The sequence below is a fragment of the Vibrio casei genome (assembly GCF_002218025.2).
GTDB lineage: Bacteria > Pseudomonadota > Gammaproteobacteria > Enterobacterales > Vibrionaceae > Vibrio > Vibrio casei.
In genome coordinates, this window is sequence record NZ_AP018681.1 from 464,949 (window position 1) to 489,710 (window position 24,762).

The following is a 24,762-nucleotide window of genomic DNA, read 5'->3' on the forward strand; positions in this document are numbered from 1 at the left end:
TTTAAATGGAAGCTGACATAAAGTACCATAAAAAAAATTAAAATATCAGACTAGTAAGAAAAAAATCACAACCTATAATGCTGAAAACCGGAGCGTCTGCCAACGCTCCGGTTTTTTGTGTCCGAAATATAGATGAACACTTCTGCCAAAGTATTCATCTCGCATGCAGCAGATACATGTTTGCAGCGTCAAGGACGCATACATTTTATGTAATAAAGGAAATTTGCACTATGCGTATCGAACAAGAACTTAAGTTAGGCTTTAAAGATGTATTATTCCGCCCGAAGCGTTCTACATTAAAAAGTCGTTCTCAAGTAAATTTAACCCGCGATTTTACGTTTAAGCATAGCGGACGTCAATGGTCTGGTGTACCTGTTATTGCCGCTAATATGGATTCTGTTGGTAGTTTCAATATGGCAAAAGCGTTAGCAGAACATGGTGTAATGACGGCGATTCATAAACACTACACCGTTGAAGATTGGAAAGGTTTTATTGAATCAAATGAAGCAAATGTTCTAAACAATGCAATGGTATCGACTGGTACTTCAGAAGCTGATTTCCAAAAGACCAAAGATATTATGGCAATGAGCGATGATTTGATCTTTATCTGTATCGATATAGCTAATGGCTATTCTGAGCATTTAGTGGATTATGTGACTAAAGTGCGTGCAGAATTCCCGGACAAAGTGATCAGTGCTGGTAACGTGGTTACGGGCGATATGGTTGAAGAACTTATCCTAGCGGGTGCCGATATCGTTAAAGTCGGTATTGGTCCAGGTTCAGTGTGTACAACTCGTGTTAAAACTGGTGTCGGTTATCCTCAACTTTCTGCCATTATTGAATGTGCGGATGCCGCTCACGGTCTAGGTGGCATGATCATCGGTGACGGTGGCTGTACTTGTGCGGGTGACGTATCGAAAGCCTTTGGTGGCGGTGCCGATTTCGTGATGCTTGGTGGTATGCTAGCTGGTCACGAAGAATCAGGTGGCGAGCGCATTGAACAAGATGGTAAATCATTCATGAAATTCTACGGCATGAGTAGCCAGTCTGCGATGAAGAAGCATTCAGGTGGTGTGGCGAAGTATCGTGCGGCGGAAGGGAAAACAGTGCTGATTCCATTTCGTGGAACCGTGCATGAAACCATTAACGATATTCTTGGTGGCGTGCGCTCAACCTGTACGTACGTTGGCGCGGCGAAGCTTAAAGAGTTAACCAAACGCACCACGTTCATCCGTGTGCAAGAACAAGAAAACAACGTTTACGGACGTGAATAAATTGCTAGTTTAACCTTTAAATGTGTTGATACAACCATAAATTGATATTTACAACCATATATTGATATTTCGTACAACCATAATTTGATATTGCCTCTTCATGGTCTAAGCTTACGTAAGTTTACGACAAAATCGTGAAGAGGCAATATTATGTCTGATCTACTTTCCCCTTCTACAGCCATCCTGGTTGCACTAGAAAATGCATTTTCTACGCCTGCTCGAAACTTAACTAAGTCACGCGGGAAAAATATACACCGATACGTCAGTGCTAAAATGGGAAAAAGAGTTACAGTAGAATCTTTTTTAGAATGTGCTGCCTGTTATCATTTTGATTTTGAGTCCAGCATCTTTCGCTTCTGTTCTCAGCCGATAAGATTTTCATACTGTTTAAATGGTAAGACCCATACCTATGTTCCAGACTTTCTAGTTCAATTTGATACCGGTGAATTTAAGCTGTACGAAGTAAAGTCCGATATGGAAAGCTCAAAAGACGAATTTCAATGTGAATGGGAGGCAAAAGTACAAAGCGCCTTTGAGTTAGGTTTGGAGCTAGAGCTGGTTACAGAGGGAGAAATACTGGATGAGGTCATATTTAGCAACCTTAAGCTTTTGCATCGATATGCTTCAAGAGATAACTTGAATCACTTTCCCTCTCTGTCAGACTAGTTGTCGCGCTTAATATTCAACCATTAAACAGAGGGCGTGGAGTAACAATGAAACATTATTCAGCGCAAAGCAAAGAGTCGGCTCTTCAGAAGATGATGCCTCCAAATAATATAGCAATAGCCCAATTATCAATCGAGATGGGGATTGGTGAATCAACCTTGTATAATTGGCGAAAACAAGCAATTGATAAGGGGCATTTAGTGCCAGGTGATGGAAAGAATGCTGAGCAGTGGTCATCAGCAAATAAATTCTCAGTCGTGTTGGAAACAGCCTCTTTAAATCAAGCTGAGTTAGCGGAATATTGCCGAGGCAAAGGTCTTTATGTGGAACAAGTATCGGCTTGGCGAAATGCGTGTATAGATGCAAACGCTAACGTTAAAGAGCAAGAAAAAGCCTTCTCCACCGAAACAAAGAAAGATAAAAAACAGATCAATCAATTAGAAAAGGAGCTACGTCGAAAAGATAAGGCACTCGCTGAAACCGCAGCACTATTGGTGTTAAGAAAAAAAGCAAATGCGATCTGGGGGGAAGCCGAGGACGAATGATCCTCGACTCAGCTCGCATTCAAGCAGTTAAACTAGTTAATGAAGCTGTGAGTTCTGGTGCGCCAAAGTTTAAAGCTTGCCGTGAACTTGGGATCAGTGTCCGGACGTATCAACGTTGGACTGTTGACGGGAACATAAAAACAGATGGTAGACCAATATCTCAGCGCCCTGAGCCAAAAAATAAGCTATCAAAAGCAGAGAGAGATAACATATTAGCCATCGTTAATAGCGATGATTTTAAGAGCTTACCACCAAGCCAAATCGTCCCTACATTAGCAGATGAGGGTATTTATCTTGCTTCTGAATCAACATATTATCGTGTTCTTCATGAAGAAAAACAGCAAAACGCTCGCGGACGTAGTCAGATAAAAGAGAGAAAAGTACCGACGACACACTGTGCTACAGGGCCAAACCAAGTGTGGTGTTGGGATATTACTTGGTTACCAGGCCCCGCTAAAGGGCTGCATTTTTATTTATATTTGATACTCGATATATTTAGTCGAAAGATTGTTGGATGGGAAATTCATGATGACGAATCAGCAGAAAATGCATCAATATTAATTAAGAAAGCTCATTTAAAAGAAGGAGTTAAAGATAATCCTCTGGTACTGCATTCGGATAATGGAAGCCCAATGAAAGGCTCATCAATGCTTGAAACACTTTATAGTTTAGGTGTCGTGTCGTCTTTTAATCGTCCTAGGGTGAGCAATGATAATGCTTATGCTGAGTCGATATTTAAAACGTGTAAATATCGCCCTGACTATCCGTATAAAGGGTTTTCAACAATTGATGAGGCGCGTAGTTGGGTGTTGAAATTTAGCCACTGGTATAATTTTAACCACAAACATAGTGGCATCAAATACGTCAGCCCACATCAAAGGCATTCAGGATTAGCGGGTGACATATTGGCTAATAGAAAAGAAGTTTATCAAGGTGCTAAAGATGCTCACCCTGAGCGCTGGAGCGGTAATATCCGTAATTGGGATTTACCAAAAGAAGTGTACTTAAACCCTGAACAAAATAGTGTCAAGGCTGAGAGTGCATAACGTAGTGATCGCGACAACTAGTTTGACAAACACCGCTTTCATCAAACTCTTCTTACTACCCTCAAATTGAATGGTACCCAAACCGCAAAGAGTTTAGGACACCACCTTGGCTTAAATGAAAAAAAAATATTACCATTTCTATGTGATCTGCTCTCTCGAAACATACTCCAAACAAGCTTAGAGACGCCTCTATCACTCGAATCTGAATTTGAATTGGGTTGTTATGCCTAAGAAATCATTTTCGAGTTTTCATCGGAAGTCAGCACTTCAGCAAGAAAAAGTTGAACTGAATGATAGAGGTTTTGATACCAACGTTGATATAGAAGAAGCAACATATCAAGATATATCTGCATTTCCTGACAATATAGTCACTCAGATTACTTTTCGTCTAAGTATCCTTCGTTATTTAGCCAGTAAGTGTGAACAAATCATTCCAAAGACTATCGAACCGCATCGCGTTGCACTACAGCGCTTGCATGACAGGAAGATTCCAAGTGCGATATCAATATACCGTTGGTGGTTAGTTTTCAGAGCGTCTGATTGTAATCCAGTTAGCTTAGCTCCCAAGAATAAAGATAAAGGTAACAGTAAAGCCAAAGTGCCAACATTCGTTGATGCGTTAATGGAACAAGCTGTAGAAGGAGTTATCTCTGGGCGAAAAGTGCGAATAAGAAGCGCCTACAAGCGTGTGCGAAGGAAATTACGTCAGCATAATTTGAGCAATGGTACGAAGTACACATATCCAACTTATGAATCCCTTCGGAAGCGAGTTAATAAGAAAACTCCATTCGAACGATTGGCAGCAAAAAAAGGGGTGCGAGTTGCGAAAAGAGAATTCCGCCGGATGGGGAAGAAAATATTAACCTCAGCGGTGCTAGAACGAGTGGAAATAGACCATACAGTGGTTGATTTGTTTGCGGTACACCCAGTGTATCGAATTGTTGTCGGACGACCTTGGCTTACGCAATTGGTGGATTGTTATAGTAAAGCTGTTGTTGGTTTTTATTTAGGTTTTGAACCTCCAAGTTATGTATCGGTGTCGCTAGCTCTCAAAAATGCAATACAACGTAAAGATGACTTCTTGTCTTCATACGAATCAGTTGAAAATGAATGGTTGTGTTATGGGATCCCTGACTTAATCGTCACTGATAATGGTAAAGAGTTTCTGTCAAAGGCCTTTGATAAAGCATGTGAATCATTGTTGATCAATGTACATCAAAACAAAGTCGAAACGCCAGACAACAAACCGCATATTGAACGTAACTACGGCACTATCAATACTTCCTTGTTAGATGATCTTCCAGGGAAAGCTTTCAGTAAGTACCTTCAAAGAGAAGGTTATGATCCATTGAGAGAAGCCACTCTTACACTAGATGAAATTAAGGAAATTTACTTGATCTGGTTAGTCGATATTTATCATACAAAACCTAACCAAAGAGGTACTAATTGTCCGAATGTAGCATGGAGAAGGGGGTGCCAAGAATGGGAACCTGAAGAGTTTACTGGGACTAAAGAAGAGTTGGACTTCAAATTCGCGATTGTAGACCATAAGCAACTTACTAAAGTTGGAATCACGGTCTATAAAGGCCTCGAATATAGCAGTGTTCGATTAGCTGAATATCGGGGTAAAAAAGGCAATCATAAAGTTCAGTTCAAATATAACCCGGAATGTATGGCGGTTATTTGGGTATTGGATCAAGACGAAAATGAATATTTCATCGTCCCTGCTATTGATTATGAGTACGCAAGCGGAGTTTCACTCTGGCTGCACAAGTATAATATGAAGCATCAAGCAGAATTAAATTCAGCAGATTATGATGAAGAGAAAGAAATTGATGCAGAGATGAAAATTGAAAAAATTGCTGAACAATCAATTTTTAAGACCAAAAAAACCACAGCTCGGAGACGCGGAGCAAGATATCAAGAGAACAGATCTAGGGCAAAAACCATTAGCGAAACAAAGCCTATGCCTGATAAAAAATGTGAAGAAAGTGACGTCATTGTTGATGATGGAGATTGGGATATTGATTATGTTTGAGGGTTTCTTCGGTGAATGACAATCGTGAGGCTCGTCTCTCAATAGCCAAAAAAGCATTTGTGTCGACTCCTAGCGTTACAAAAATTTTGTGCTATATGGATAGGTGTAGAGACTTGTCTGACTTGGCCTCTGAGCCCACCTGCATGATGGTTTTTGGCGCTTCGGGAGTTGGTAAAACGACAGTTATCAGAAAGTATTTAAAAGAAAACAAACGAAAAATTGAAATGCGAGGCGATATAATTCCAGTATTGCATATCGAATTGCCAGATAATGCGAAACCAGTAGATGTAGCAAGGGAGTTGTTGCTTGAAATGGGGGACCCATTAGCGGTTTATGAGACGGATCTAACTAGGTTGACGAAAAAACTAACAGATTTAATACCTGCAGTTGGAGTTAGGTTAATCATTATCGATGAGTTTCAGCATTTAGTTGAAGAAAGATCAAGCCGGATTCTCACACAAGTCGGTAACTGGCTAAAAATGTTACTTAACAAAACTAAGTGTCCCATTGTTCTTTTTGGCATGCCATATTCAAAGCTTGTACTACAAGCAAACTCGCAACTTCATAGTCGATTCTCAATTCAGTTTGAGCTTCGGCCCTTTAGTTATCAGGGGGGTAAAGGTATATTCAAAACTTTTTTGGAACGCCTAGACAAAGCTTTACCCTTTGACAATGAGGCTGGCTTAGCTACAGAGAATTTACAGAAAAAATTATATGCCTTTTCTCAAGGTAATATGCGATCGCTGAGAAATCTTATTTACCAAGCATCTGTTGAAGCAGTTGATAATAATCACAATACCATTACGGAAGAAGATTTTATTTTTGCTGCAGAGCTAACTAAAGGAGACAAGCCTAGCACGTGGCTAAACCCGTTCGAGAAAGATGTAACGGTGACGGAACGTATGCTACGTCCGCCACAAAAAAACATTGGCTGGGAAAATTATTTAGGTAGTCGTGCATCTCAGCCCAAGAAAAATAAAGGGGATGCAGGCCTCTTTGATTAGAGCACTTACGCCCATATTCACGGCTATTAACTTGCCGGAAATCTGCGTAGTTCAAGATTAGTTCGAAATGCATCAAACATCTTTTTTGACAAGCTAGCAGCCATGAACGTTTTTCCGGCTCCAGGTGTCGCTTGTGTTAGAAAGAGTTGTTTACCATGTAAGTACTTATTGAGGGCCAGATTGATACATTCGCTTTGCCAGTACCTTAGCATGTAGCTACCTTATCATTTTGGACAACACTTATTGCGTTACTCCAGACATTTAACTTCGCTAGCAGTAGAGCTGATCTTCGCGTAGCACGTAAATAGGATGGTTTAAGTAGTTGTGATAACTCGGTTGAACGACTCATTAGCACTTTGTATTCATCTATCTCTGCGAGCGCAACTGTTAGTTCTGCTTCAATGTCATTTTTTTCTTTCTCGAGTGTTACAACAGTACTTGGATCTCTTTTCATCGGTTGTATCGCTTTGTTGGCTTTGGATCGTTTGTCTACAAGTTCAAAGTCTGCCTCATGAAATTGCGCTGTTTTAGAGAATACTTTGTTGCGCCCACTTCCTTTACTACTGATAAGTCCCACTTTCTCAAGGAGATGAAACTGTCTTGATACAAACTGGCGAGCATTATTATTGTTTCCGTACTTGTTTGAGTTCGCTTGAATGCGGTTTCGTACATCGATCACACGGAAGTGATTTAAAGATGGCACAGATAGTGTTTGATAGATGTCACTGTTAATTCGATGCTTTGTATTCATTGGTAACGTTTAGATTGATTTTTGCGGATTATAGTCCGTGGTAATAAATGCATCAAGAGGCGATAGTTTTTGTTTTTTAGAGTCGTTTTAAATGAAAGACTTAGCAAAGCGCTTTGGTGCCAATTTACGTGGAAAACGCAGAGATAAAAAGGTTTCTCAAGACCAATTAGCTTTGTTGGCTGATATCGATCGGAGTTATATTGGCAGGATTGAAAGAGGAGAAGTGAACATCACACTCGAAAAAGCCTACCAGCTAGCGCAAGTGCTCGAGTGTGATGTTAGAGACCTTCTTCCGTAACTATCTGCTTATTCAGCAGTAAGTTGTTCTTGTACTCGAATAAAAGTGGTTCGTTTGTTATCAACTACTTTTACGGTAGTTGTGAGGATTATAGTCCTCTTTATGGGGTAAAACAAACAGCCGAGTAGCTGTTTGGAAAATAAAAATGTTGATGTTGTTAATGCACTCTACCTACTCGGCAGTTCATAAATGGAAAGTTCAGCAGTTCGTTGATGAAAAATTATCAGCTACCTACTCGGTAGTTCACCTGTTACAAAATTAAATATAGTACATATTTATCAATTGGTTAATATACTTAATTCCAAGTAACCCTATTTTGTAGGGATGAGTAAAACAACCATTAACTCAATAGGTTAAGATTATCGATAAAAATATGATTAAACCAAAGGGACTGGTTGATATGAATCCACCGCATTAGATAATCCGTAGCTGCTGAAAATAGAGTCACCTTCTAAACTTTGCTCTGGCTTTATTTGTATATTCAGTCGAAAAGGGCTGTTTTTACTGCGACTGTTAACCTCAAGTGAGTGATAGTGGGGAATAATAATTGATTCCCTTTGTTTTATTAGTGCGGCGTTAAACGATTCCCCTCTAGCTATTGCACGCTTTTCAAGGCGTCTTAGTTTTCTTGTTTGAGCGGCGGTAGTGGATTTGTCGATTGATTGATTACGCACGAATGAAACATATTCGCAACCATCGGGAATTTGAGTCGTTGATGAAATATCGAAATAACCGAGCTGTTTCATTTGAGTAAAGTAGTGGTGCTTCAGTAATAAATCGAGCTCAACTCTACTTGTGCTGATAAAAGAGAGCTTCTTTCCCACAGTCTCTTCACACCACTTAGGAAAAGAGATGCCAATACTTCGGGTATCATACTTGTAATTGAACCCGTGAAGAACTCTTAAACACTTTGCTGCGAGTACTTCATTGTCACATCGCTCTGGGAGGAAAGTCACGGTCTTATAGTACCAGCGCATAATTAATCTCCCTTATGCTGGAACATGCCACCTTTGATGAGGTTGGCAACTAAGTAGTGTAAGTCATTCGTAAGTTCTTGGCTCAATTTGTCCGGTGAAGATAATCGCTCGATGAATTGGTCAGAGTTCTGGAGTATGGAAAATAGGTCTTTTTCTGTTGATGGGTGACGATAGCAAGTTACATCCCCTTTGTGTGCGCCAAATCGACTAATTCGTAATGGTTCAATGGCATTCGGATACCAATCGTCAATTGTTGCAATGGCAGCGCCCACCTTGTAAATACCAATGATTGGAGAGCGTGCGTTTTCAATCTGAGTGTTCTGAAATATTCGAGCTTTGTTGCCAGACTTTTTTGAGTCTTTATTTTCTTTTTCAGCGAAAGCTTGGCTTGGATAAATCTCACTATTGGTTGGGAGTGTCAAAGTGGCTTTAACTTCAAATATTGCCAGTCCATTTGATTGGCTGAACGCATCAACAACTAACTGGCGGATAGCCCCCCATTGTTGATGAGCTTCAAATGCTGATTTTTCTGTGTAATCGGTACGTATATTTTCAAATAAAACTGGCTGGTCAGTCCACGGCCAAGGAGTTAGCTCAACGTCATAGCGATATGCTTTTTTGGTATTTTTCCACAACCAAGAGCCGTTACAAACGTTGATTAGGTATCTTGACACTAACTCCTGCCAACCGATTCGTTTTTCGTAGAGTTCGATTAACTTAATTAGAGTATTTTTGACATTGCCTGAATTGCACTTGTATGGTTTCCGTAACGCTGAAGAGAAAGATACTGAGAAAAAACATTCAATGTAGCTAGCTCCGAAAGGGACGCTACAAAAATCAACAGTATGTGGATTGCCATGCGCTAGTTTTTCTGCTGTAGCATTATCTTTAATTTTTCCCGATGACTCATAGGCTAGTGCAGCTGTCTCCATCTGCCCAAGTACGGTGCGAGAGCTATATCTGAGCGGCTCTTTCGCTCCGTCGGGCCAAACAACAAAAAAGCAAACATCAGAGGGGTTGATGGAACGCTCATAAGCTAAGTTGGTTGGTAGTTCCATGATGGTTATGTCTCCGTTTGCAATACGATATGGTCATGATGATATTGATAACACCATAAAATTTTATTTGGGTCAGTTGTGTTCCCAAAAACTATAGGATTGATGAGTCCAATAATAGATTCGGCAAATGCATGTCTATAGTTTCGTAGCGTGTCCTTTTTCTCTACTGGTTGCTCTAGCAGATGATATCCAACGCAAGAAGGGGTTAACCATTGCCTGTTTTTTACGTTTGTTACCATGTCATCAAAGTTGTTGAGAGGATGCTTATAGAGCGAGAGCCATTTTCCAGTTTGTGTCGGTACATGTTTAACGGCGGAAGTTAAGTTGTCGAATGACTGAATGTTATGAAAGTCGATAATAGAAATTTTGGCAGCCCCACGAGCGAGACGTTTGGGCAGAGCTTTGATGATTGAGTCGATGGGCATAGTTGGTTGATGTGTGAATTTCAAGATAAGACTAAATGTGAAATCACACTGCCAATCATCATGTATTGATGGGGGAGATATAGTGCCGTTAGTTTTTTCAACAAACTCTTTGGTTAAACCACGTTTATCTAAATGGAACTGATGAATACAGATAGCAAACGACTCAATTTTCGTTGCTGCGTGTAACTCTCTCAATTTACGTTCAAATGCATGCACATATCCATAGAATGCTGTTAGTGAGGGAATACCGATTGTTACGGAAGAGCTCAATGCAGTGGCTCCAGAGACCTTGGTATTGGGTAAAAGCAAAAAGGAACCAGTCTTTGAGCTAGACTCATCAATGGTTGGTTCAAGTAGAGGTGAGCTTACGGCAGCATAGCTCAACTTAACTCGCCAGCTCTGGTTTACTAAGTGCTTATCCAATATAAGGAAGGCACCATGCAAAACCAGAAAAACCTGATTCAGGCCACTGCTGACTTTGAGCACTGGCGACAAACCCGCATTAATAAACATGCCAGTATCCCCGATGAACTACGCTGCTTAGCACTCAAGCTGCTTGAAGAATATCCGATCAGTCACGTGACCAAAGCACTACGGATCTGCACCACCCAGCTCAATGACTGGCGCAAGCAACTTCCCGTTAAGTCGTCCGCTCCTGATTTTGTTCCGTTACAGATAGAGCCTGATTTACTACCTAAATCAGACCTGAGCCTTCAGCTCACTCTTCCTAATTCAAGTCAGATCTGTATCAGCGGCCTTGTCTCTCCTGACTTATTGCGAGCTCTGATACAAGAAGCAGGAGAAGTAAAATGATCCACCTGACTGCTGAGAGTAAAATCCTGCTTGCGACTCAACCAGCCGATTTTCGCTGTGGTATTGATGGACTCGCCGCCCTGTGTCGTCATCAGCTAAAACAGTCGCCTCGTAGCGGAACCCTGTTTGTGTTTACCAACCGCCGTCAAACCATGCTTAGAGCATTATGTTATGACGGCTCTGGCTTCTGGTTAATCAATAAACGCCTGAGCAAAGGCCGCTTTCAAGATTGGCCCCGTCATCACCAAGATGGGGTGACCCCTGTCGCCGCGAAGCAGCTTAAAGCTCTGTTGGTGGGGCTGCCTGGCTGGCAAAAAGTATGACCGTACGCACACTATTCCCCCTTAAGTTATCGATCCTCACGATCATGTTGACTGATCCCACAATGCTGGAATAATTGAGCGCATCAGCACTGCAAGCCAGCCGACAGGAACTTAAATGGCGCAAGACTTTACCGATATTGACAGCGAAGAGCTGGACGGGCTTATCCAGCGAGTGCACGAGGCAAAGGAGCACGACTTAGCACTGAGTGCGGAAGATTGCCACATCTTGTTGAAGGCATTAAAGACGCTGGCTGCCTTGCAAGAGCGTCTGTCTGATAACGATATCACCCTGCATAAATTGCGTAAGTTGGTTGGCATGGTCAAGTCATCAGAAACGATGGACACTCTACTCGGCCAGAAAAATAAGAAAAACAAAAACCGCGGTCAAAAACGTCCTAAGCCTAAAAATACCCAACCCAGCACACCACCAGTGAAACCGAAAGTCACTCAGCATAAACTGGACGATCTAAAGAAAGGCGATAGTTGCCCCGAGTGTCAAAAAGGCAAGTTATATAAATACGAGCCCGCTACGCTGTTGCGGATCACTGGGCAAAGTCCGTTCGTCCCAGAGCAACACGTTATGGAGCGGCTACGTTGCAATGCCTGTGGTCAGTACTTCACTGCCAAGTTACCTAATGACGTGATAAATGATGGAGAGCCAAGCCAGAAGTATGGTTACAGTGCCCGCAGCCTGATGGCTCTTCACAAGTTTTTTGCAGGTGCACCCTACTATCGTCAGGAGAGTACGCAAGCGCTGATGGGGATTAAACTGACCGCCTCAACCATCTTTGACCAAGTCGAGTTAGTCGCCAATAGCTTGCAACCCATTTATAACTTGTTAAGAGTGTTTGCCGCAAACGCAGAGCACTATTATTTAGATGACACGACCAACCGAATTTTAGACAAAGTCCCGATAGAAAAGCCGCAGAGAAATGGAACAAAAACCCGAGAGCGCAGTGGTGTTTACAGCTCCGGTTTAGTCGCGGGCTTAAAAGAGGGTCGTACTGTCGTGTTGTATCAGACCAATATCGGTCATGCCGGCGAGTTCATCGACGAGATTTTACATGACCGTGGCCGGACACTCGCGCCCCCGATATTGATGAGTGATGCCTTATCCAGCAACCGCCCATCGCTTGATTACGTGGTCGAACACAGTCTGTGCAACAGTCACGGACGACGGCAGTTTGCCGAAGTCCTTAATCAGTTTCCAGATGAAGTGGAGCAAGTACTACAGTGGTATGGTGAAATCTGGCGACACGATGATGAAGCCAGGGAGCTAGGACTTAACGCGGGGCAACGGTTAGCTTGGCATAAAAAGCTATCACTTCCGGTAATGGAGCAGATCCGAAACTGGGGTCAGGCCGAGCTGAACAGGGGAAGTACAGAAGAAAACAGCGGGCTTGGTAAAGCAATTAATTATTTTACTAAGCATTATGAGGGGCTGACCGCCTTCTGCCGTCTCGAGGGAGCACAGCTGGATAATAACCGAGCGGAGCAAGCACTCAAGCTAGTTGCTCGCAACCGAAAAAATGCCCTGTTCCATAAAACACAGGCTGGTGCGAGCATTGCGGATGTGATCATGGCGATGATAGCGACATCAGCCGAAGCGGGTATAAATGTGCTGGATTACTTTAATACGATACAGCGAATGGAAAGTGAAGTTAAGGCTAATCCACAACAGTTCTTGCCCTGGAATTATCAGTCCAATATCTAATCAAAACAGGCTCTGGCTTTCGGCCAGAGCCGCTTCTTAATACCTATGTACACTATCTTCTCGTAAGCTCACATTGCCGCGTATTTCGGAGCGTTTCAATCAGTCATTTGGAGGTTATTTGAACAATTTCAGCCTAACTCTTAAATAGGTGACCGGAACCCCATCATTTTCTCTTTTAAATCAATAACTCGCTATGCTTTACTTTCTCGGTATGAAGGGTAGGACGCGATAATGGTTAAAAAGGCAACCCCAATGAACAAAGTAAAGAGTAAGCGTCCCATTAATTGTAAGCGTCTGACAACCGACTCATTGATTTCCTAATATCAACAGAGATACCGCCAACTAAGGCGGTATCTGTCATCCTGAACGGTATTGTTTGAGGAACGGATTATTCCGTTTTTGGCATATTCCAAGGAAGAAGATGACCATGGTCGCCCCCGCACTTCAGTTTTGGGATTTCTGGTAGCACGTATTCGAGGTACTCATACGGCTCACAGTCGTTAGACTTCGCGGTTTCGATAATTTACAGCGGCACTGGCTTTTTTCTATCTGCTACGCCTTTTGTATCATTTGAGTGATGATTACTTAAAAGTAATCTAAGAGTATTAATGTGTTAAGTTTGCTATTCACTAAATCATTTTCACTGAAGTAACATCATTAAGTTTAAATTAATTAAACTTTATTCTGTATCCACAGAATAAAGTAGAGCCGTGTGTTGAATCATTGTTTAGTGATTTTTATTCGCTTCCATTATAAATCCACTCCACCAGCTCATAATTTCTTTCCTTTGTTCAAAAAAGTCAGAGCGGTTGTAGCTCGCTCTTGTCGTATTCTTGTCCATGTGCGATAGGCAAGCTTCAATATGCAGAGTGTCAAAGCCTTGTTCGTGTAGGGCGGTTGATGCAATAGCTCTTAAACCATGTGCAACGAGTTCATCTTTAAACCCTAAGCTGCGTTTTAAAGCAGCATTGGCTGTGTAGATGCTTATATGACTCTGTGGGTTACGTTCACCAGGGAAGACGAATTCTTTAGCGTCACTTTGAATTCTGATTCGTTCAAGAACACTAATTGCTTGCGTGGGGAGAGGGACTCTGTGTTCACGCCTCCGCTTCATTTCCTCTGCAGGTATGGTCCAGCATCGCTTTTTCAAATCTATGTCTTTCCAGCGTGTTCTTGCCGCTTCTTTTGGACGTGCGATAGTGTGCAACTGCCAAAGTAGAAGTAGTTTGGTTTTATCTTGGATGTTTTCATTTTTTTCCAAACGAGATAAAAATTCTCCTAATAGTTCAGGACGAATGGTAGGCATGTTTTCAACTTGATGTTTCTCAAATGAATTGATCATTTTTGTAAGTGGGTTAGCGGTGATAACATCGCTTGCGACAGCGTATTCCATGATTTGGTTTAGGCTTTGGCAAATTCTTTTAATCGTTGAGAGTTTACCATCGCTTTCAAGTGGCCGTAGCGTCTGAATGGCATCACGCCGAGTGATCTCACTTATGGGGAGTGAGCCTAAATGGTCGAATACGTATTTTTCCAAAGTTCTCCAGGTTCGTTCTGCATGAAACGGACTAATGGACTTACGCTTTCTGTCAAACCAATTCGTTGCAACAGCGAGAAAATTATCGTTGTGCTTACGTAGATATTCAATTTTCTTATCTTCTTTGAGGCGCTTAGGATCTAAACCTAATGCAATTTGTTTGCGATATTCTGCTCCTTCTAATTTGGCGGCAGCCAGTCCTAGAGAAGGATAGGTTCCCATTGAAATTTTGGTTACTTTTCGCGTTACAGGGTGACGATATTTGAATTGCCAGGCTTTTGTTCCTTTTCCGGAACTGGAGCGTTTAGGGCGAATACGAAGCTGTAAGCCCTCTTCAACAGTGTAGGTATATTCCTTGTCCTTGATAACGAGTGCTTTGATTGATGTATCTGTAATCCGTTTAGCCATAATCATAATCACATAGATGAGCGAGTAGAGACCATTGTATAGCAATATAATCTAGTGGGGTACCAGGTGGGGTACCAAGATGATGGTTTTCAATAAAACGTGGTGAGACTTCCTGGAATTGAATTGTTGATTAACTTGCTGATTTTAATGGATTAAAAAGACTTCCTGGTAAGCTATGAGATTTCAATGCGGGTGACCCGGAAACCACTGGATTGCGTTATTAACCATATGAATTTATTAACCTTAGTGTTTTGTAATGTGTATTGGGGGTATTTTGGGGGGACTTTTCGATTTTTTCGAATTGATGAACCAAAATACAAAAATGCCAATAACACTTAAAATTTAGGGGGAGTTTAACACTTATTATCTGCTAGCACATGCTTAGTAACATTTAACTATTCCTGATTTCAGATAATAACTGAGACATTAATGGAAAGGTGTATGTAGAGGAGGAAGTCAAGTACTGAGAGTGGTACGTTCTTCTTGCCAAAGAAATAATATCGTACAAAAAATGGTCAAATATTTGTTGAACCTATGCAGATTGCTCGCTGAAGAGAGATAGGGAGTTAGAAGCTAGGAGAATGATTTCTGAAGGGATAGATCCGCAGTTAGCCAAAGCAGAGCAGAAAGCTATGGCAATTGTAGAGAAAAATGCCACATTCTTATCTGTTGCCGAACAATGGAAAGCAACGAAAGAGGGAAGGATCAAAGAAAAAACACTTCACGATAACTTGCACGGGTCTCATTATGGTCTAAGTGAGATAAACAGGTTTCAATCAGTAAGGAATAAAAGCCTGCTCATGCAAGGTTGTGGATGCAATCGATCTAAGCCCGTGTGCTACTAACTGGTTTTTAAAATTAAGTACTAAAACAGCACGAAATAACCATCAAACCCAAGAGCTAAAGTTACGTAATTAGGGAAATTATAATATTCTAGCAGGGTAGAGAATAATGTTTTAACCAAACAGAAATAGTCTCTGATGATGATAAATTGAAGGCGCACTAGTGTGATTAATAGACCATTTGTTTTTCCATATTGATTTTAGTATAGGTAATTTAAAATCAGCGGTATTGGATATACCTAAGAGGTAAGAATGATGATGTACCATGGATTCAATGTACAGAAGTCCAATATCGGATTTGACGAGCCGGAATAGATAACTCTTTAGCAAGAGTTCAAGAAGATTCGCCATCAAGACAGCGTTGTGCGATTCAGAGTTTTAATTCTCTGATGTATTTAGACATAAATAACCCCCAATGTTAGTTGTCCAACTATTTTGGAGCAGTTAAGAACATAAAATTTATAGCTAAGATTATATTTATTGTCTTATTTGTCAGTTACATATTTCATCTTTTTTAGATTTAACTCTAAAAATTACAAAGGAGTAATAGTCGGTTATAATAATTTAAAGTAGCTTAGTGCTTAATAATATTGTCTCGGATGGTTTTATGAGTTCTATTCTATATTGAAAATGTATATAATTATTTAGTGAGCAATTTAATTCGTTATTATGTTATTTAATGTTGATTTTTATAAATAAACTATCATGATTTAAATATTTAATTTATATTTAAATTTCAAATGTTTTATATTAAATTAGAATTGATAACCTAGTTTTTAATTTATTTGGTTATGTCGATGAATTATCAAGGAAAATAAATCGTGGCTAACTCGAAAGTTTATCGGTTAGCCATAAATGAGCGCAGTACTCTTTTACTGCATTAATGCGAAAGGTATTTTTATGTATAACTTAAAAATGCAAATGAAATTTTGATGGTCGATGGTGGTGTGATGGGGGGCTACCCGCTGGACCAGGATATGGAGCTCAATCAAATGGAATTGGAAGTGGTAATTTGGGTAATTCAGCAGCGGCTGGTCACGGCTTAGGTTCAGGGGATTGTTCTAATGGAGTAGGTGGTGGAATGGTTGCTGGTATGAGTGGCGGATTAGCTGGAATGGGATTAGGTGCAATTGGAGGCAGTATTGCTGGTGGGTGCTATTAATGGCAATAGCTGATAAATATAAGTTAATTATATTAAAGATAGTAAGTATTATTTTATCTATAATTATATTAAAATACTTATCCCCATTATTTCTTGTGGAAAATATAGCTATAGATATAAAAGTTATAACTTTATTACTTACAGCATATGGTTTATCTGTTTTAATAGGTAAATTTTTGGTTTTTATTAAATGGTGATTACTTATAAAACACCCTGTTTTTATAGGGTGTTTTGTTATTAATATTTAGTATTGATAATAAGGGTGGGAGTATTTTAAAAATGTATGGTGTTAAAGGTAAGATTTTTATTTGTAATGTTGATATTAATTAATAAATTAGGTTATTATTTTATTTATTAATGTCCGAGTTTAAATATAGGTCATATTTAATTTATATCATATGCGGCGGTAATTAATCTTGCTGAAAATAATTTATTTAACCCCATGATTTTAATTTGGTGGAGGAGATTTTACGTAAATTACTTTTTGATATAATTAAATACATACATACATTTATTTTAAAGTTGATTTATTTTTTACTTCATTCAATTGATTCGTGCTTTTATGGAAAATCATTTTTAATTTGTATCTACCATAAGAAAAATAACCTACAGATATGCCATTCAGACTACAGAAAGAACGGAATGGCGTATCACTAATGTGGGCTCTAGCTGTACTACTTGTTGCGGTGCTTGAGGGGCTTCAAGTCGAGCGAGTAGTGTGTCTACTGCTGTTTTACCGAGCTGATGTTTAGGTTGGTGGATGGTGGTAAGAGAAGGTGTGATAAATTTGGCTAAATGAATATCATCATAGCCAATAATAGAAAGATCTTTGGGGATCGTTAAGCCATCTTCCGTGGCCGCATTAATGAGCCCCATTGCCATCATGTCATTACAAACAAAAAGCGCAGAAGGTAAGGCTCCACTTGCTTTTAGAGTTTGGTAAGCATCATACCCACCGTCACATTCAAAGTTACTTTCAACGATCCAATCTTGATTCAGTATGATCTTGGCATCTTGTAAAGCTTGCTTAAATCCATCAAAGCGAGAAGACGCTTGGTTACGATGCAGTGGCCCGGTGATGCAACCAATTGTACGGTGACCATTTTCAATTAAATGCTGGGTAGCAAGGTAGCCACCTTTATATGAATTGTCTTGAATCTTATCACTGGCGTAAGCCATTGGTCCCCAGTCCATGACCACCACTGGAAGTTCTGGATAACGCTCAAATATTTCTATTTTTTCGCCTTCTAGCGTGGAACACATTAGCATTAATCCATCAACACGTTTTTGTAATAGCGTATCGATAGAGGCTTTCATCCGTTCACTGTCACCTTCCGTATTGCAGAGTATGAGATTGTAACCTTTCTCATAGCAGCGACGTTCAACGCCTTTTAAAACCTCGCCAAAAAAAGGATTGGTCGAGGTGGTGACGAGCATTCCGACCGTTTTAGTGCATTTCATTTTTAAGCTACGGGCAAGGGCCGAAGGGGCATAATTAAGATCTTGCGCTGCCTGTTTGACGCGTTTTTCAATATCTTCACTAACAAATCGAGATTGATTGAAAACATGGCTGACCGTCGAAGTCGACACATGAGCTAATCTCGCTACGTCTTTCATGGTGGCCATGCTTTTTTATTCCTTTAGATATTAGATATTAGATATTAGATATTAGATGTTAAGGGATGAATGGCTTCGTAACGCTAAAAACTCATCCGTTTCTTGCCGTGTGGGTATCGACGTTTGTGCTCCAAATCGTGTTACCGATAAGGCGGCAGCGGCATGAGCAAAAATGATGGCTTGTTCGATGGCCATTCCTTCGATTAAACCCGTAACCAAAGCTCCGTTAAATGTATCGCCTGCGGCGGTCGTGTCAACGGCTTTTACCTTAAAGCCCTGAATGAGTTTACTATTTGAATTATTACTTAACCAAACACCCTTAGCACCTAATGTGATGATGACCGTTTCGATACCTTTAGCATGTAATTGATTAGCCGCGAGTTGGGCGGATGTTTCATCCATTACTTTAATACCAGTTAGTACTTCAGCTTCAGTTTCATTGGGTGTAATGATATCGATCAGAGCCAATAATTGATTGGGTAAAGCTCTCGCTGGCGCAGGGTTTAAGATTACTTGGCGCAAAGAACCAAACTCAACCTCTGTTTGCTTAGCCAATTGAACGGCTGCTTCAATACCATCAAGCGGGGTTTCAAGTTGCAGTAATAAATATTCACAGTTTTGGAGCGCTTCGCGATGGCGAGACACTAATTCTGCATTGAGGTGATCATTGGCTTCGGGTGATAGACAGATGCTGTTTTCTCCCTCATCGGAAACTTGAATCATCGCAATGCCTGTTGGAGTATTTTGCGTGATGTGAACGCACTCCGTATCCATGCCATCTTGTTTAAATTGTTTAACAATATTGTGACCAAAACTATCTGAACCGACACAAGCGATAAAACCAATATCAGCGCCTAATCGAGCGGCTGAAACGGCTTGATTCGCGCCTTTTCCACCAGGGATTACTTGATAGTTGCGTCCCATTAGGGTTTCCCCTGGGCGAGGGAAGGAGGTGACTTGAAGCACGTGATCCGCATTAACACTGCCTAAAACCATCAGTTTGTTCATTGAAAAATCCTTTCATTGATGAGCGCAGAATTGTGATGACACTTATTATTGTATAAGTGGGGTACTGTATAAATTGAAACATAACGCATGCCGCGATAATGCATCGAGAAAATAAGGTGAGGGCTTGTTGACCCTCACTCTATTTGGTTATTTTGTGATGACTTTCAGTGGAACAGGAATGTTTTTCTCAACGGTCTGACCTTTTAAGACTTTGTCTGCCGTTTCGACCCCTAGTTCACCGATTAAAGCCGGTTGTTGAGCAATGGTTGCTCCTAACATGCCACGTTTAACCGCTGAAATACCGTCGTCGGTGCCATCAAAGCCTACAATGAGTATATTTTTACCTGAAGCTTGAACCGCGCGTAATGCACCTAATGCCATTTCATCATTTTGCGCAAATACGGCTTGTACGTCGCTGTTTGCCGCCAGTAGGTTTTCCATAACGTTCAATCCTTTAGTGCGGTCGAAATCGGCAGGTTGGCTTGCAAGAAGTTCAAGGTTTGATCCCTTTACCGCTTTCATAAAACCTTCTCCGCGTTCACGAGCCGCTGAGGTACCTGCAATGCCTTCAAGTTGAATAACTTTGGCTTTTTCGCCGACTTTTTCAATGATGTATTTACCCGCCATTTCGCCGCCAGCGACGTTATCTGAAGCGATGTGACTCACCACATCACCACGGCTTGCGCCACGATCAAGTGTAAGTACTGGGATGTTGGCACGGTTTGCAATGCGAATGGCGTTAGAGACTGCATCCGAATCGGTTGGGTTGATTAGCAGGGCTTTTACGCCACGGACCGATAAATCTTCCACGTTCGATAGCTCTTTACTTGGATCATTTTGAGAATCTAAAACGATCAACTCATAACCGAGTTCTTTGGCTTTGGCTTCTGCGCCATCTTTCATACTAACGAAGAAAGGATTGTTCAGGGTAGACACAACGATGGCTAAGGTATCTTGTGCATGAGCCGTAACCGATAACGTACTGGTTAACACGGCGGCAGAAAGTAATGTGGAGATTTTTTTCATTTTCATGTTGTTATTCCTTTAATGTGTAGGGGGGAGCCTATCAACTGGCTCTTGTCTTTTTCTTGTTAATAAATGATTATTTATCATTATCTGTGTTTTATTTATTTTTGTTATCGACCATTACCGCCAGTAAAATAACCACGGCTTTGGCGATCATTTGGTAGTAAGAAGAAACATCGAGCAAATTGAGTGCATTGTTTAAGAATCCGATGATAAGCGCACCAATTAAGGTTCCTATGATTCTTCCTCGGCCACCCATTAAGCTAGTACCACCAACCACGACTGCGGCAATGGCATCTAATTCATAACCCATTCCAGCGGTTGGTTGAGCTGAAGAAAGACGAGAGGTAACAATGATGCCTGCCAATGCCGCTAATGCACCGCAGATGGCATATACCCCCATTTTTACTTTATCAACATTAATGCCTGATAATCGTGTTGCTGATTCATTACCGCCCAGCGCATAAATATAACGACCAAAACGGGTATGGTTTAGAAGATACCAAGCGCCAGCAAAGACAATCACCATGATCCAAACCGGAACCGGAATCCCTAGTGCGTAGCCAGTGCCAAACCATGCAAAGTTATCTGCCACATCGGTGAAACCGGTGGAAATAGGGCGGCCATCGGTGTAAACCATGGTGACGCCACGTAATAAGGTCATGGTGACAAGGGTGGCAATAAATGCCTGTACTTTACCTTTTGCAATGATAAGGCCGCTGATACCACCTAAAACCGCGCCTGCGAGTAAAGCTGTAGGGACGGCAACCAATACGGGGACTTCCATGGCGATTAAACTGGCTGCAAACGCGCCGCATAATGCCAAGACCGAACCTACGCTTAAATCTATCCCTGCGGTTAAGATCACTAACGTCATACCCACGGCAATAATGGCACTGACGGAGGTTTGTCTTAAAATATTCAGTATATTATCGACAGTGAAAAAATTCGGATTTAAAAACGAGACCACCACGATTAAGACGATAAGCGCGATCAGTGATTTTTGCTCGATCAGCCATTCTTTGCTGATCAAGGGTTTCTTTTTATTCTCAGGGGAATTAGGGTGGTTGATGGTTTTACTGCTCATGCGACATCCTTACTGATATTTTTACCGACTGCACACGCCAGTAGTAATTCTTGATTTGCTTGTTTAGCGTTAAATTCGCCACTGATCTTTCCCTCATGCATGACTAAAATACGGTCACTCATGCCAAGTACTTCAGGCATTTCAGAGGACACCAAAATGATGCTCATGCCTTCAGCCTTAAACTTATTGATCAATTGGTAGATCTCTTTCTTAGCTCCTACATCCACACCACGCGTGGGCTCATCTAAAATCAGCACATTTGGGCGGGTCATCAAACCTTTCGCAATGGCGACCTTTTGTTGATTACCCCCCGATAAGTTGCCAATGATCTGTTCACGATTAGGCGTTTTAATATTGAATAAGTCTATAAAGTCGTCGACAGCCATGACTTCACTATTATGTTGGATTTGAGCACCTTTGCTAAAATGCTGTAGAGCAGAAAGCGTCATATTGTCCTTTACCGACAAACCCAACACCAATCCATCTCCTTTACGGTCTTCAGAGATGTAAGCTATACCATTAGTGAGCCCTTCTTGCGGGGTTCTAGAGTGAATCGATTTCCCTTCAAGTAATACTTCGCCACTTTGGTATGGAAGAGCGCCGTAAATCATTTTCATTAGTTCAGTGCGACCGGCGCCCATTAAACCAGACACGCCAACAATTTCACCACGCTTTAAATCAAAACTCACATCGTAAATACCTTTACCGGTTAACCCTTTTACTTCAAGGAGTGTATCACCAGATTGAACCGCAATTCGTGGGTACTGTTCTTCAAGCTTACGCCCAACCATCATTTCGATTAAGGCATCTTCATTGGTGCTTTCAACGCTGCATTCACCAATAAATTTGCCATCACGTAATACGGTAATATCGTCACAAATTTCAAATATTTCTTTTAAGCGATGTGAGATATAGACAATGCCACAACCTTGATCGCGTAATTCATTGATCACTTTAAATAAGAAATCGGTTTCTTTATCGGTCAAGGCATCGGTAGGCTCATCCATGATGATGACTTTAGATTCAAACGACAGGGCTTTGGCGATTTCAACCATTTGTTGTTCACCAAGGCTAAGCTCGCCAAGTAGAGTATTCGAAGTGCGCTGAACATTTAAACGAGCCAGTAACTTATCTGCTTTTACATGCATTTGATCCCATAGAATACGACCAAAACGATTAGTGATTTCACGGCCTAAAAAAATGTTTTCAGCAATACTAATTTCAGGAATAAGATTTAATTCCTGATGAATAATACTGATGCCAGCTTGCTGTGAGTCTCTCGGGCCTTTGAATTGAGAGGGTAGACCTTGGTAGTGAATCTGGCCGGAATCCATTGAATAAATTCCTGTTAGTACCTTCATTAATGTCGATTTACCCGCACCATTTTCTCCCATTAGCGCCATTACCCGCCCGGGATATACATTTAAGCTAGCCTGATCGAGTGCTTTGACGCCAGGAAAGGCTTTTTCGATACGGTTAAGTTCTAATATGGCTTGTGTCATAACAAATCTCGTTTTTAAAAAGTCACACCAGTTTGAAAGATAACATTGGCATAAGGGGTACACTCACCAGTACGAATGATCGCTTTGCTTTGATGTGTTCGTAGTTTGAAATCTTCATGAGGAAGGTAAGTAATAGACAATGTTTTCCCTGTCTCCAATTCTTCTATCTTTAAGCATTGAAGTAAGGCTTGGTGATGTTGTGCACTGACTTGCTTAAATTCATTTGCAATGATCACCCCTTCAATTTGTGACTCTTTTAACAGAACTTCGACGGTTTGTATAAAGCTTGGGATACCATGGGTTAATGCAAGATCAATACGTTCAACCGAAGAGGGAACCGGTAAACCAGCATCACAAATAGTGATTTCATCGGTGTGACCAAGTGTCGCCACCAAATATGAAAGCTCTGAATGGAGTAAAGGGGTTTTCTTCATAGTGATACAACCTATATTCAAATAATTCGAATTCATCGAAACGTTTCGATGAATAATAGTAACAAACAAAAATAATGCATTACTTCACCAAATAAATTGTGAAATGGATCATCGAAACGTTTCGATGGTGATAGGCCTGAGTGATCAGGGTCACATTGAAGCAGAATAAGAGGGTGAGGTTAAGCTGTATTTTTACGGTGAAGCTGATAGCATCGACAGGGTACTTTTTTGACTATTATCGACTAAAGCTGCCACGAAACCTTATGATCCCACTTATTTATCATCCTATTTACTCTGCTTTGGATTTGCCTGCTAAGCACCGTTATCCCATCAGTAAGTACCGTCTTTTGTATCAAGCTATTCATTCTATAATGCAAACTAGCTCGGTATGGCAATCTATGTTAGCTTTTGTTGAACCTGAACCCGTGACGATTGAACAAATCAAAGTGGTGCACCATTCTGATTATGTCGAAGCCTTGTTGCAGGGAAACTTGCCGGCAGCGAAAATGCGTCGTATTGGATTCCCGTGGAGTGAAGCATTAATTGAACGAACTTTGATGTCATCCGGAGGGACATGTAAAACGATCGAGATGGCATTAGAGTGTGGTATTGCGATTCATCTCAGTGGTGGATATCACCATGCACATGCTGATTTTGGCAGTGGATTTTGTTTATTCAATGATTTGGTTATCGCGGCAAAACATGCATTAACCTTTGATAATATTGATAAAGTATTAGTTGTTGATAGTGATGTTCATCAAGGTGATGGTACGGCAACATTAACTCAAAATAATAGTGACATTGTCACGTTGTCATTTCATTGCGAAAAAAATTTCCCAGCCAGAAAGCCTAATTCTACGATGGATGTGGCGTTGCCAAGAGAAACTAATGATGCAGAGTTTTTAGATCACTTTACTGCCATTGTTGAAATGGCGATTAATCTGCATCAGCCCGATGTCATTCTTTATGATGCAGGTGTGGATATTCATATAGATGATGAGCTCGGTTATTTTCAAGTCTCGACTGAGGGAATTTATCAACGAGATAGGTTTATGTTTGACTTAGCGAAGAAACGGCATATCCCGATTGCCTGTGTTATTGGCGGGGGCTATCGTTCGAAGCACCAAGATCTCGTGCCTATACATATCCAGCTAATAAAAGCGGTAATTGATTCACTAAACGAGAAAGAGTCTTTAACTTAAGGAAG

General features: G+C 41.0%; 22 protein-coding genes and 3 pseudogenes. 12 read left to right on the plus strand and 13 right to left on the minus strand.

Translation table 11 applies throughout. The annotated features are described in order from the left end of the window. Window positions 1–230: 230 nt before the first annotated feature. The 5 genes and pseudogenes from VCASEI_RS14980 (at window position 231) to VCASEI_RS15005 (ending at window position 6,573) form a co-directional block, all read left to right on the plus strand. A complete protein-coding gene (locus VCASEI_RS14980; protein WP_086961366.1) occupies window positions 231–1,274 on the plus strand; it encodes a GMP reductase in 1,044 nt (347 codons plus the stop codon). 150 nt (window positions 1,275–1,424) lie between these two features. Next, a pseudogene (locus VCASEI_RS14985) lies at window positions 1,425–1,922 on the plus strand (Tn7 transposase TnsA N-terminal domain-containing protein); the annotation flags it as partial. A 65-nt stretch (window positions 1,923–1,987) separates the two neighbouring features. Then, a protein-coding gene (locus VCASEI_RS14990; RefSeq protein WP_110957763.1) for an IS3 family transposase occupies window positions 1,988–3,531 on the plus strand; the annotation gives its coding sequence in 2 pieces (ribosomal slippage) (window positions 1,988–2,453 and window positions 2,453–3,531; 1,545 coding nt in all). 223 nt (window positions 3,532–3,754) lie between these two features. Next, window positions 3,755–5,569 carry an integrase catalytic domain-containing protein gene (locus tag VCASEI_RS15000; RefSeq protein WP_110957815.1) on the plus strand — a complete coding sequence of 605 codons (1,815 nt, stop codon included), beginning with the start codon at window positions 3,755–3,757 and terminating at the stop codon, window positions 5,567–5,569. Window positions 5,570–5,580: 11 nt separating this feature from the next. Further along, window positions 5,581–6,573: a TniB family NTP-binding protein gene (locus VCASEI_RS15005; protein ID WP_110957816.1), complete on the plus strand. Its 993-nt coding sequence runs from the start codon at window positions 5,581–5,583 to the stop codon at window positions 6,571–6,573. Between the two features lie 26 nt (window positions 6,574–6,599). On the opposite strand, the gene VCASEI_RS15010 is transcribed toward VCASEI_RS15005, so the two are convergent. Then, a complete protein-coding gene (locus VCASEI_RS15010) occupies window positions 6,600–6,785 on the minus strand; it encodes a DEAD/DEAH box helicase family protein (RefSeq protein WP_226983413.1) in 186 nt (61 codons plus the stop codon). Next, window positions 6,779–7,324 (minus strand): hypothetical protein, encoded by a 546-nt coding sequence (locus tag VCASEI_RS15015; protein WP_110957817.1) that lies wholly within the window; start codon window positions 7,322–7,324, stop codon window positions 6,779–6,781. Before VCASEI_RS15015 ends, VCASEI_RS15010 begins: the two co-directional genes overlap by 7 nt. A gap of 91 nt (window positions 7,325–7,415) precedes the next feature. Between VCASEI_RS15015 and VCASEI_RS15020 the strand changes: the two genes are divergently transcribed. Next, window positions 7,416–7,622: a helix-turn-helix domain-containing protein gene (locus VCASEI_RS15020; protein WP_110957818.1), complete on the plus strand. Its 207-nt coding sequence runs from the start codon at window positions 7,416–7,418 to the stop codon at window positions 7,620–7,622. Window positions 7,623–7,999: 377 nt separating this feature from the next. Here the strand turns inward: VCASEI_RS15020 and cas6f are convergent, their stop codons facing one another. Genes cas6f through VCASEI_RS15035 form a run of 3 tightly spaced genes read right to left on the minus strand, consistent with a single transcriptional unit; the run spans window position 8,000 to window position 10,505 of the window. After that, window positions 8,000–8,599, minus strand: coding sequence for a type I-F CRISPR-associated endoribonuclease Cas6/Csy4 (cas6f, locus tag VCASEI_RS15025; RefSeq protein WP_110957819.1), 600 nt, complete (start codon window positions 8,597–8,599; stop codon window positions 8,000–8,002). Between the two features lie 2 nt (window positions 8,600–8,601). Continuing rightward, a complete protein-coding gene (gene csy3, locus VCASEI_RS15030; RefSeq protein WP_110957820.1) occupies window positions 8,602–9,657 on the minus strand; it encodes a type I-F CRISPR-associated protein Csy3 in 1,056 nt (351 codons plus the stop codon). A 5-nt stretch (window positions 9,658–9,662) separates the two neighbouring features. Beyond that, on the minus strand, window positions 9,663–10,505 hold the full coding sequence (locus tag VCASEI_RS15035) for a type I-F CRISPR-associated protein Csy2 (RefSeq protein WP_162621078.1): 843 nt from the start codon (window positions 10,503–10,505) through the stop codon (window positions 9,663–9,665). Window positions 10,506–10,520: 15 nt separating this feature from the next. On the opposite strand from VCASEI_RS15035, the gene VCASEI_RS15040 reads away from it, so the two are divergent. The 3 genes from VCASEI_RS15040 (at window position 10,521) to tnpC (ending at window position 12,932) form a co-directional block, all read left to right on the plus strand. Beyond that, window positions 10,521–10,895: a hypothetical protein gene (locus VCASEI_RS15040; protein ID WP_110957753.1), complete on the plus strand. Its 375-nt coding sequence runs from the start codon at window positions 10,521–10,523 to the stop codon at window positions 10,893–10,895. Beyond that, window positions 10,892–11,218: an IS66 family insertion sequence element accessory protein TnpB gene (gene tnpB, locus VCASEI_RS15045; protein WP_004393962.1), complete on the plus strand. Its 327-nt coding sequence runs from the start codon at window positions 10,892–10,894 to the stop codon at window positions 11,216–11,218. Before VCASEI_RS15040 ends, tnpB begins: the two co-directional genes overlap by 4 nt. 115 nt (window positions 11,219–11,333) lie before the next feature. Continuing rightward, the gene (tnpC, locus tag VCASEI_RS15050; protein WP_110957756.1) at window positions 11,334–12,932 is read left to right on the plus strand and encodes an IS66 family transposase; all 1,599 of its coding nucleotides are present in this window, start codon (window positions 11,334–11,336) and stop codon (window positions 12,930–12,932) included. Window positions 12,933–13,320: 388 nt separating this feature from the next. Here the strand turns inward: tnpC and VCASEI_RS19800 are convergent. Beyond that, window positions 13,321–13,455 (minus strand): annotated as a pseudogene (locus tag VCASEI_RS19800) (transposase domain-containing protein); the annotation flags it as partial. Window positions 13,456–13,659: 204 nt separating this feature from the next. Further along, a complete protein-coding gene (locus tag VCASEI_RS15060; protein WP_089110970.1) occupies window positions 13,660–14,877 on the minus strand; it encodes a tyrosine-type recombinase/integrase in 1,218 nt (405 codons plus the stop codon). Window positions 14,878–15,407: 530 nt separating this feature from the next. Here VCASEI_RS15060 and VCASEI_RS19685 point away from each other — a divergent pair. Together VCASEI_RS19685 and VCASEI_RS19460 are read left to right on the plus strand one after the other, a co-directional pair. After that, window positions 15,408–15,608: pseudogene (locus VCASEI_RS19685) on the plus strand (integrase); the annotation flags it as partial. Between the two features lie 1,123 nt (window positions 15,609–16,731). Further along, window positions 16,732–16,881 (plus strand): hypothetical protein, encoded by a 150-nt coding sequence (locus VCASEI_RS19460; RefSeq protein ID WP_162621079.1) that lies wholly within the window; start codon window positions 16,732–16,734, stop codon window positions 16,879–16,881. A gap of 621 nt (window positions 16,882–17,502) precedes the next feature. Here VCASEI_RS19460 and VCASEI_RS15075 read toward each other — a convergent pair. From VCASEI_RS15075 to rbsD, 6 genes are all read right to left on the minus strand, one after another. After that, window positions 17,503–18,507, minus strand: a complete 1,005-nt coding sequence (locus VCASEI_RS15075) for a substrate-binding domain-containing protein (protein WP_086958613.1) — start codon at window positions 18,505–18,507, stop codon at window positions 17,503–17,505. Between the two features lie 42 nt (window positions 18,508–18,549). Beyond that, window positions 18,550–19,506, minus strand: a complete 957-nt coding sequence (rbsK, locus tag VCASEI_RS15080; RefSeq protein ID WP_086958611.1) for a ribokinase — start codon at window positions 19,504–19,506, stop codon at window positions 18,550–18,552. 147 nt (window positions 19,507–19,653) lie between these two features. Continuing rightward, a complete protein-coding gene (gene rbsB / locus VCASEI_RS15085) occupies window positions 19,654–20,532 on the minus strand; it encodes a ribose ABC transporter substrate-binding protein RbsB (protein ID WP_089110969.1) in 879 nt (292 codons plus the stop codon). A gap of 97 nt (window positions 20,533–20,629) precedes the next feature. Next, window positions 20,630–21,619 carry a ribose ABC transporter permease gene (gene rbsC / locus VCASEI_RS15090; protein WP_086958608.1) on the minus strand — a complete coding sequence of 330 codons (990 nt, stop codon included), beginning with the start codon at window positions 21,617–21,619 and terminating at the stop codon, window positions 20,630–20,632. Further along, entirely contained in the window at window positions 21,616–23,121 is a 1,506-nt protein-coding gene (rbsA, locus tag VCASEI_RS15095; RefSeq protein WP_089110968.1) for a ribose ABC transporter ATP-binding protein RbsA, read from the minus strand. Before rbsA ends, rbsC begins: the two co-directional genes overlap by 4 nt. A 14-nt stretch (window positions 23,122–23,135) precedes the next feature. Then, a complete protein-coding gene (gene rbsD, locus VCASEI_RS15100) occupies window positions 23,136–23,591 on the minus strand; it encodes a D-ribose pyranase (protein WP_374700982.1) in 456 nt (151 codons plus the stop codon). A gap of 227 nt (window positions 23,592–23,818) precedes the next feature. On the opposite strand from rbsD, the gene VCASEI_RS15105 reads away from it, so the two are divergent. After that, window positions 23,819–24,757: a histone deacetylase family protein gene (locus tag VCASEI_RS15105; protein ID WP_089110967.1), complete on the plus strand. Its 939-nt coding sequence runs from the start codon at window positions 23,819–23,821 to the stop codon at window positions 24,755–24,757. Window positions 24,758–24,762 lie beyond the last annotated feature (5 nt).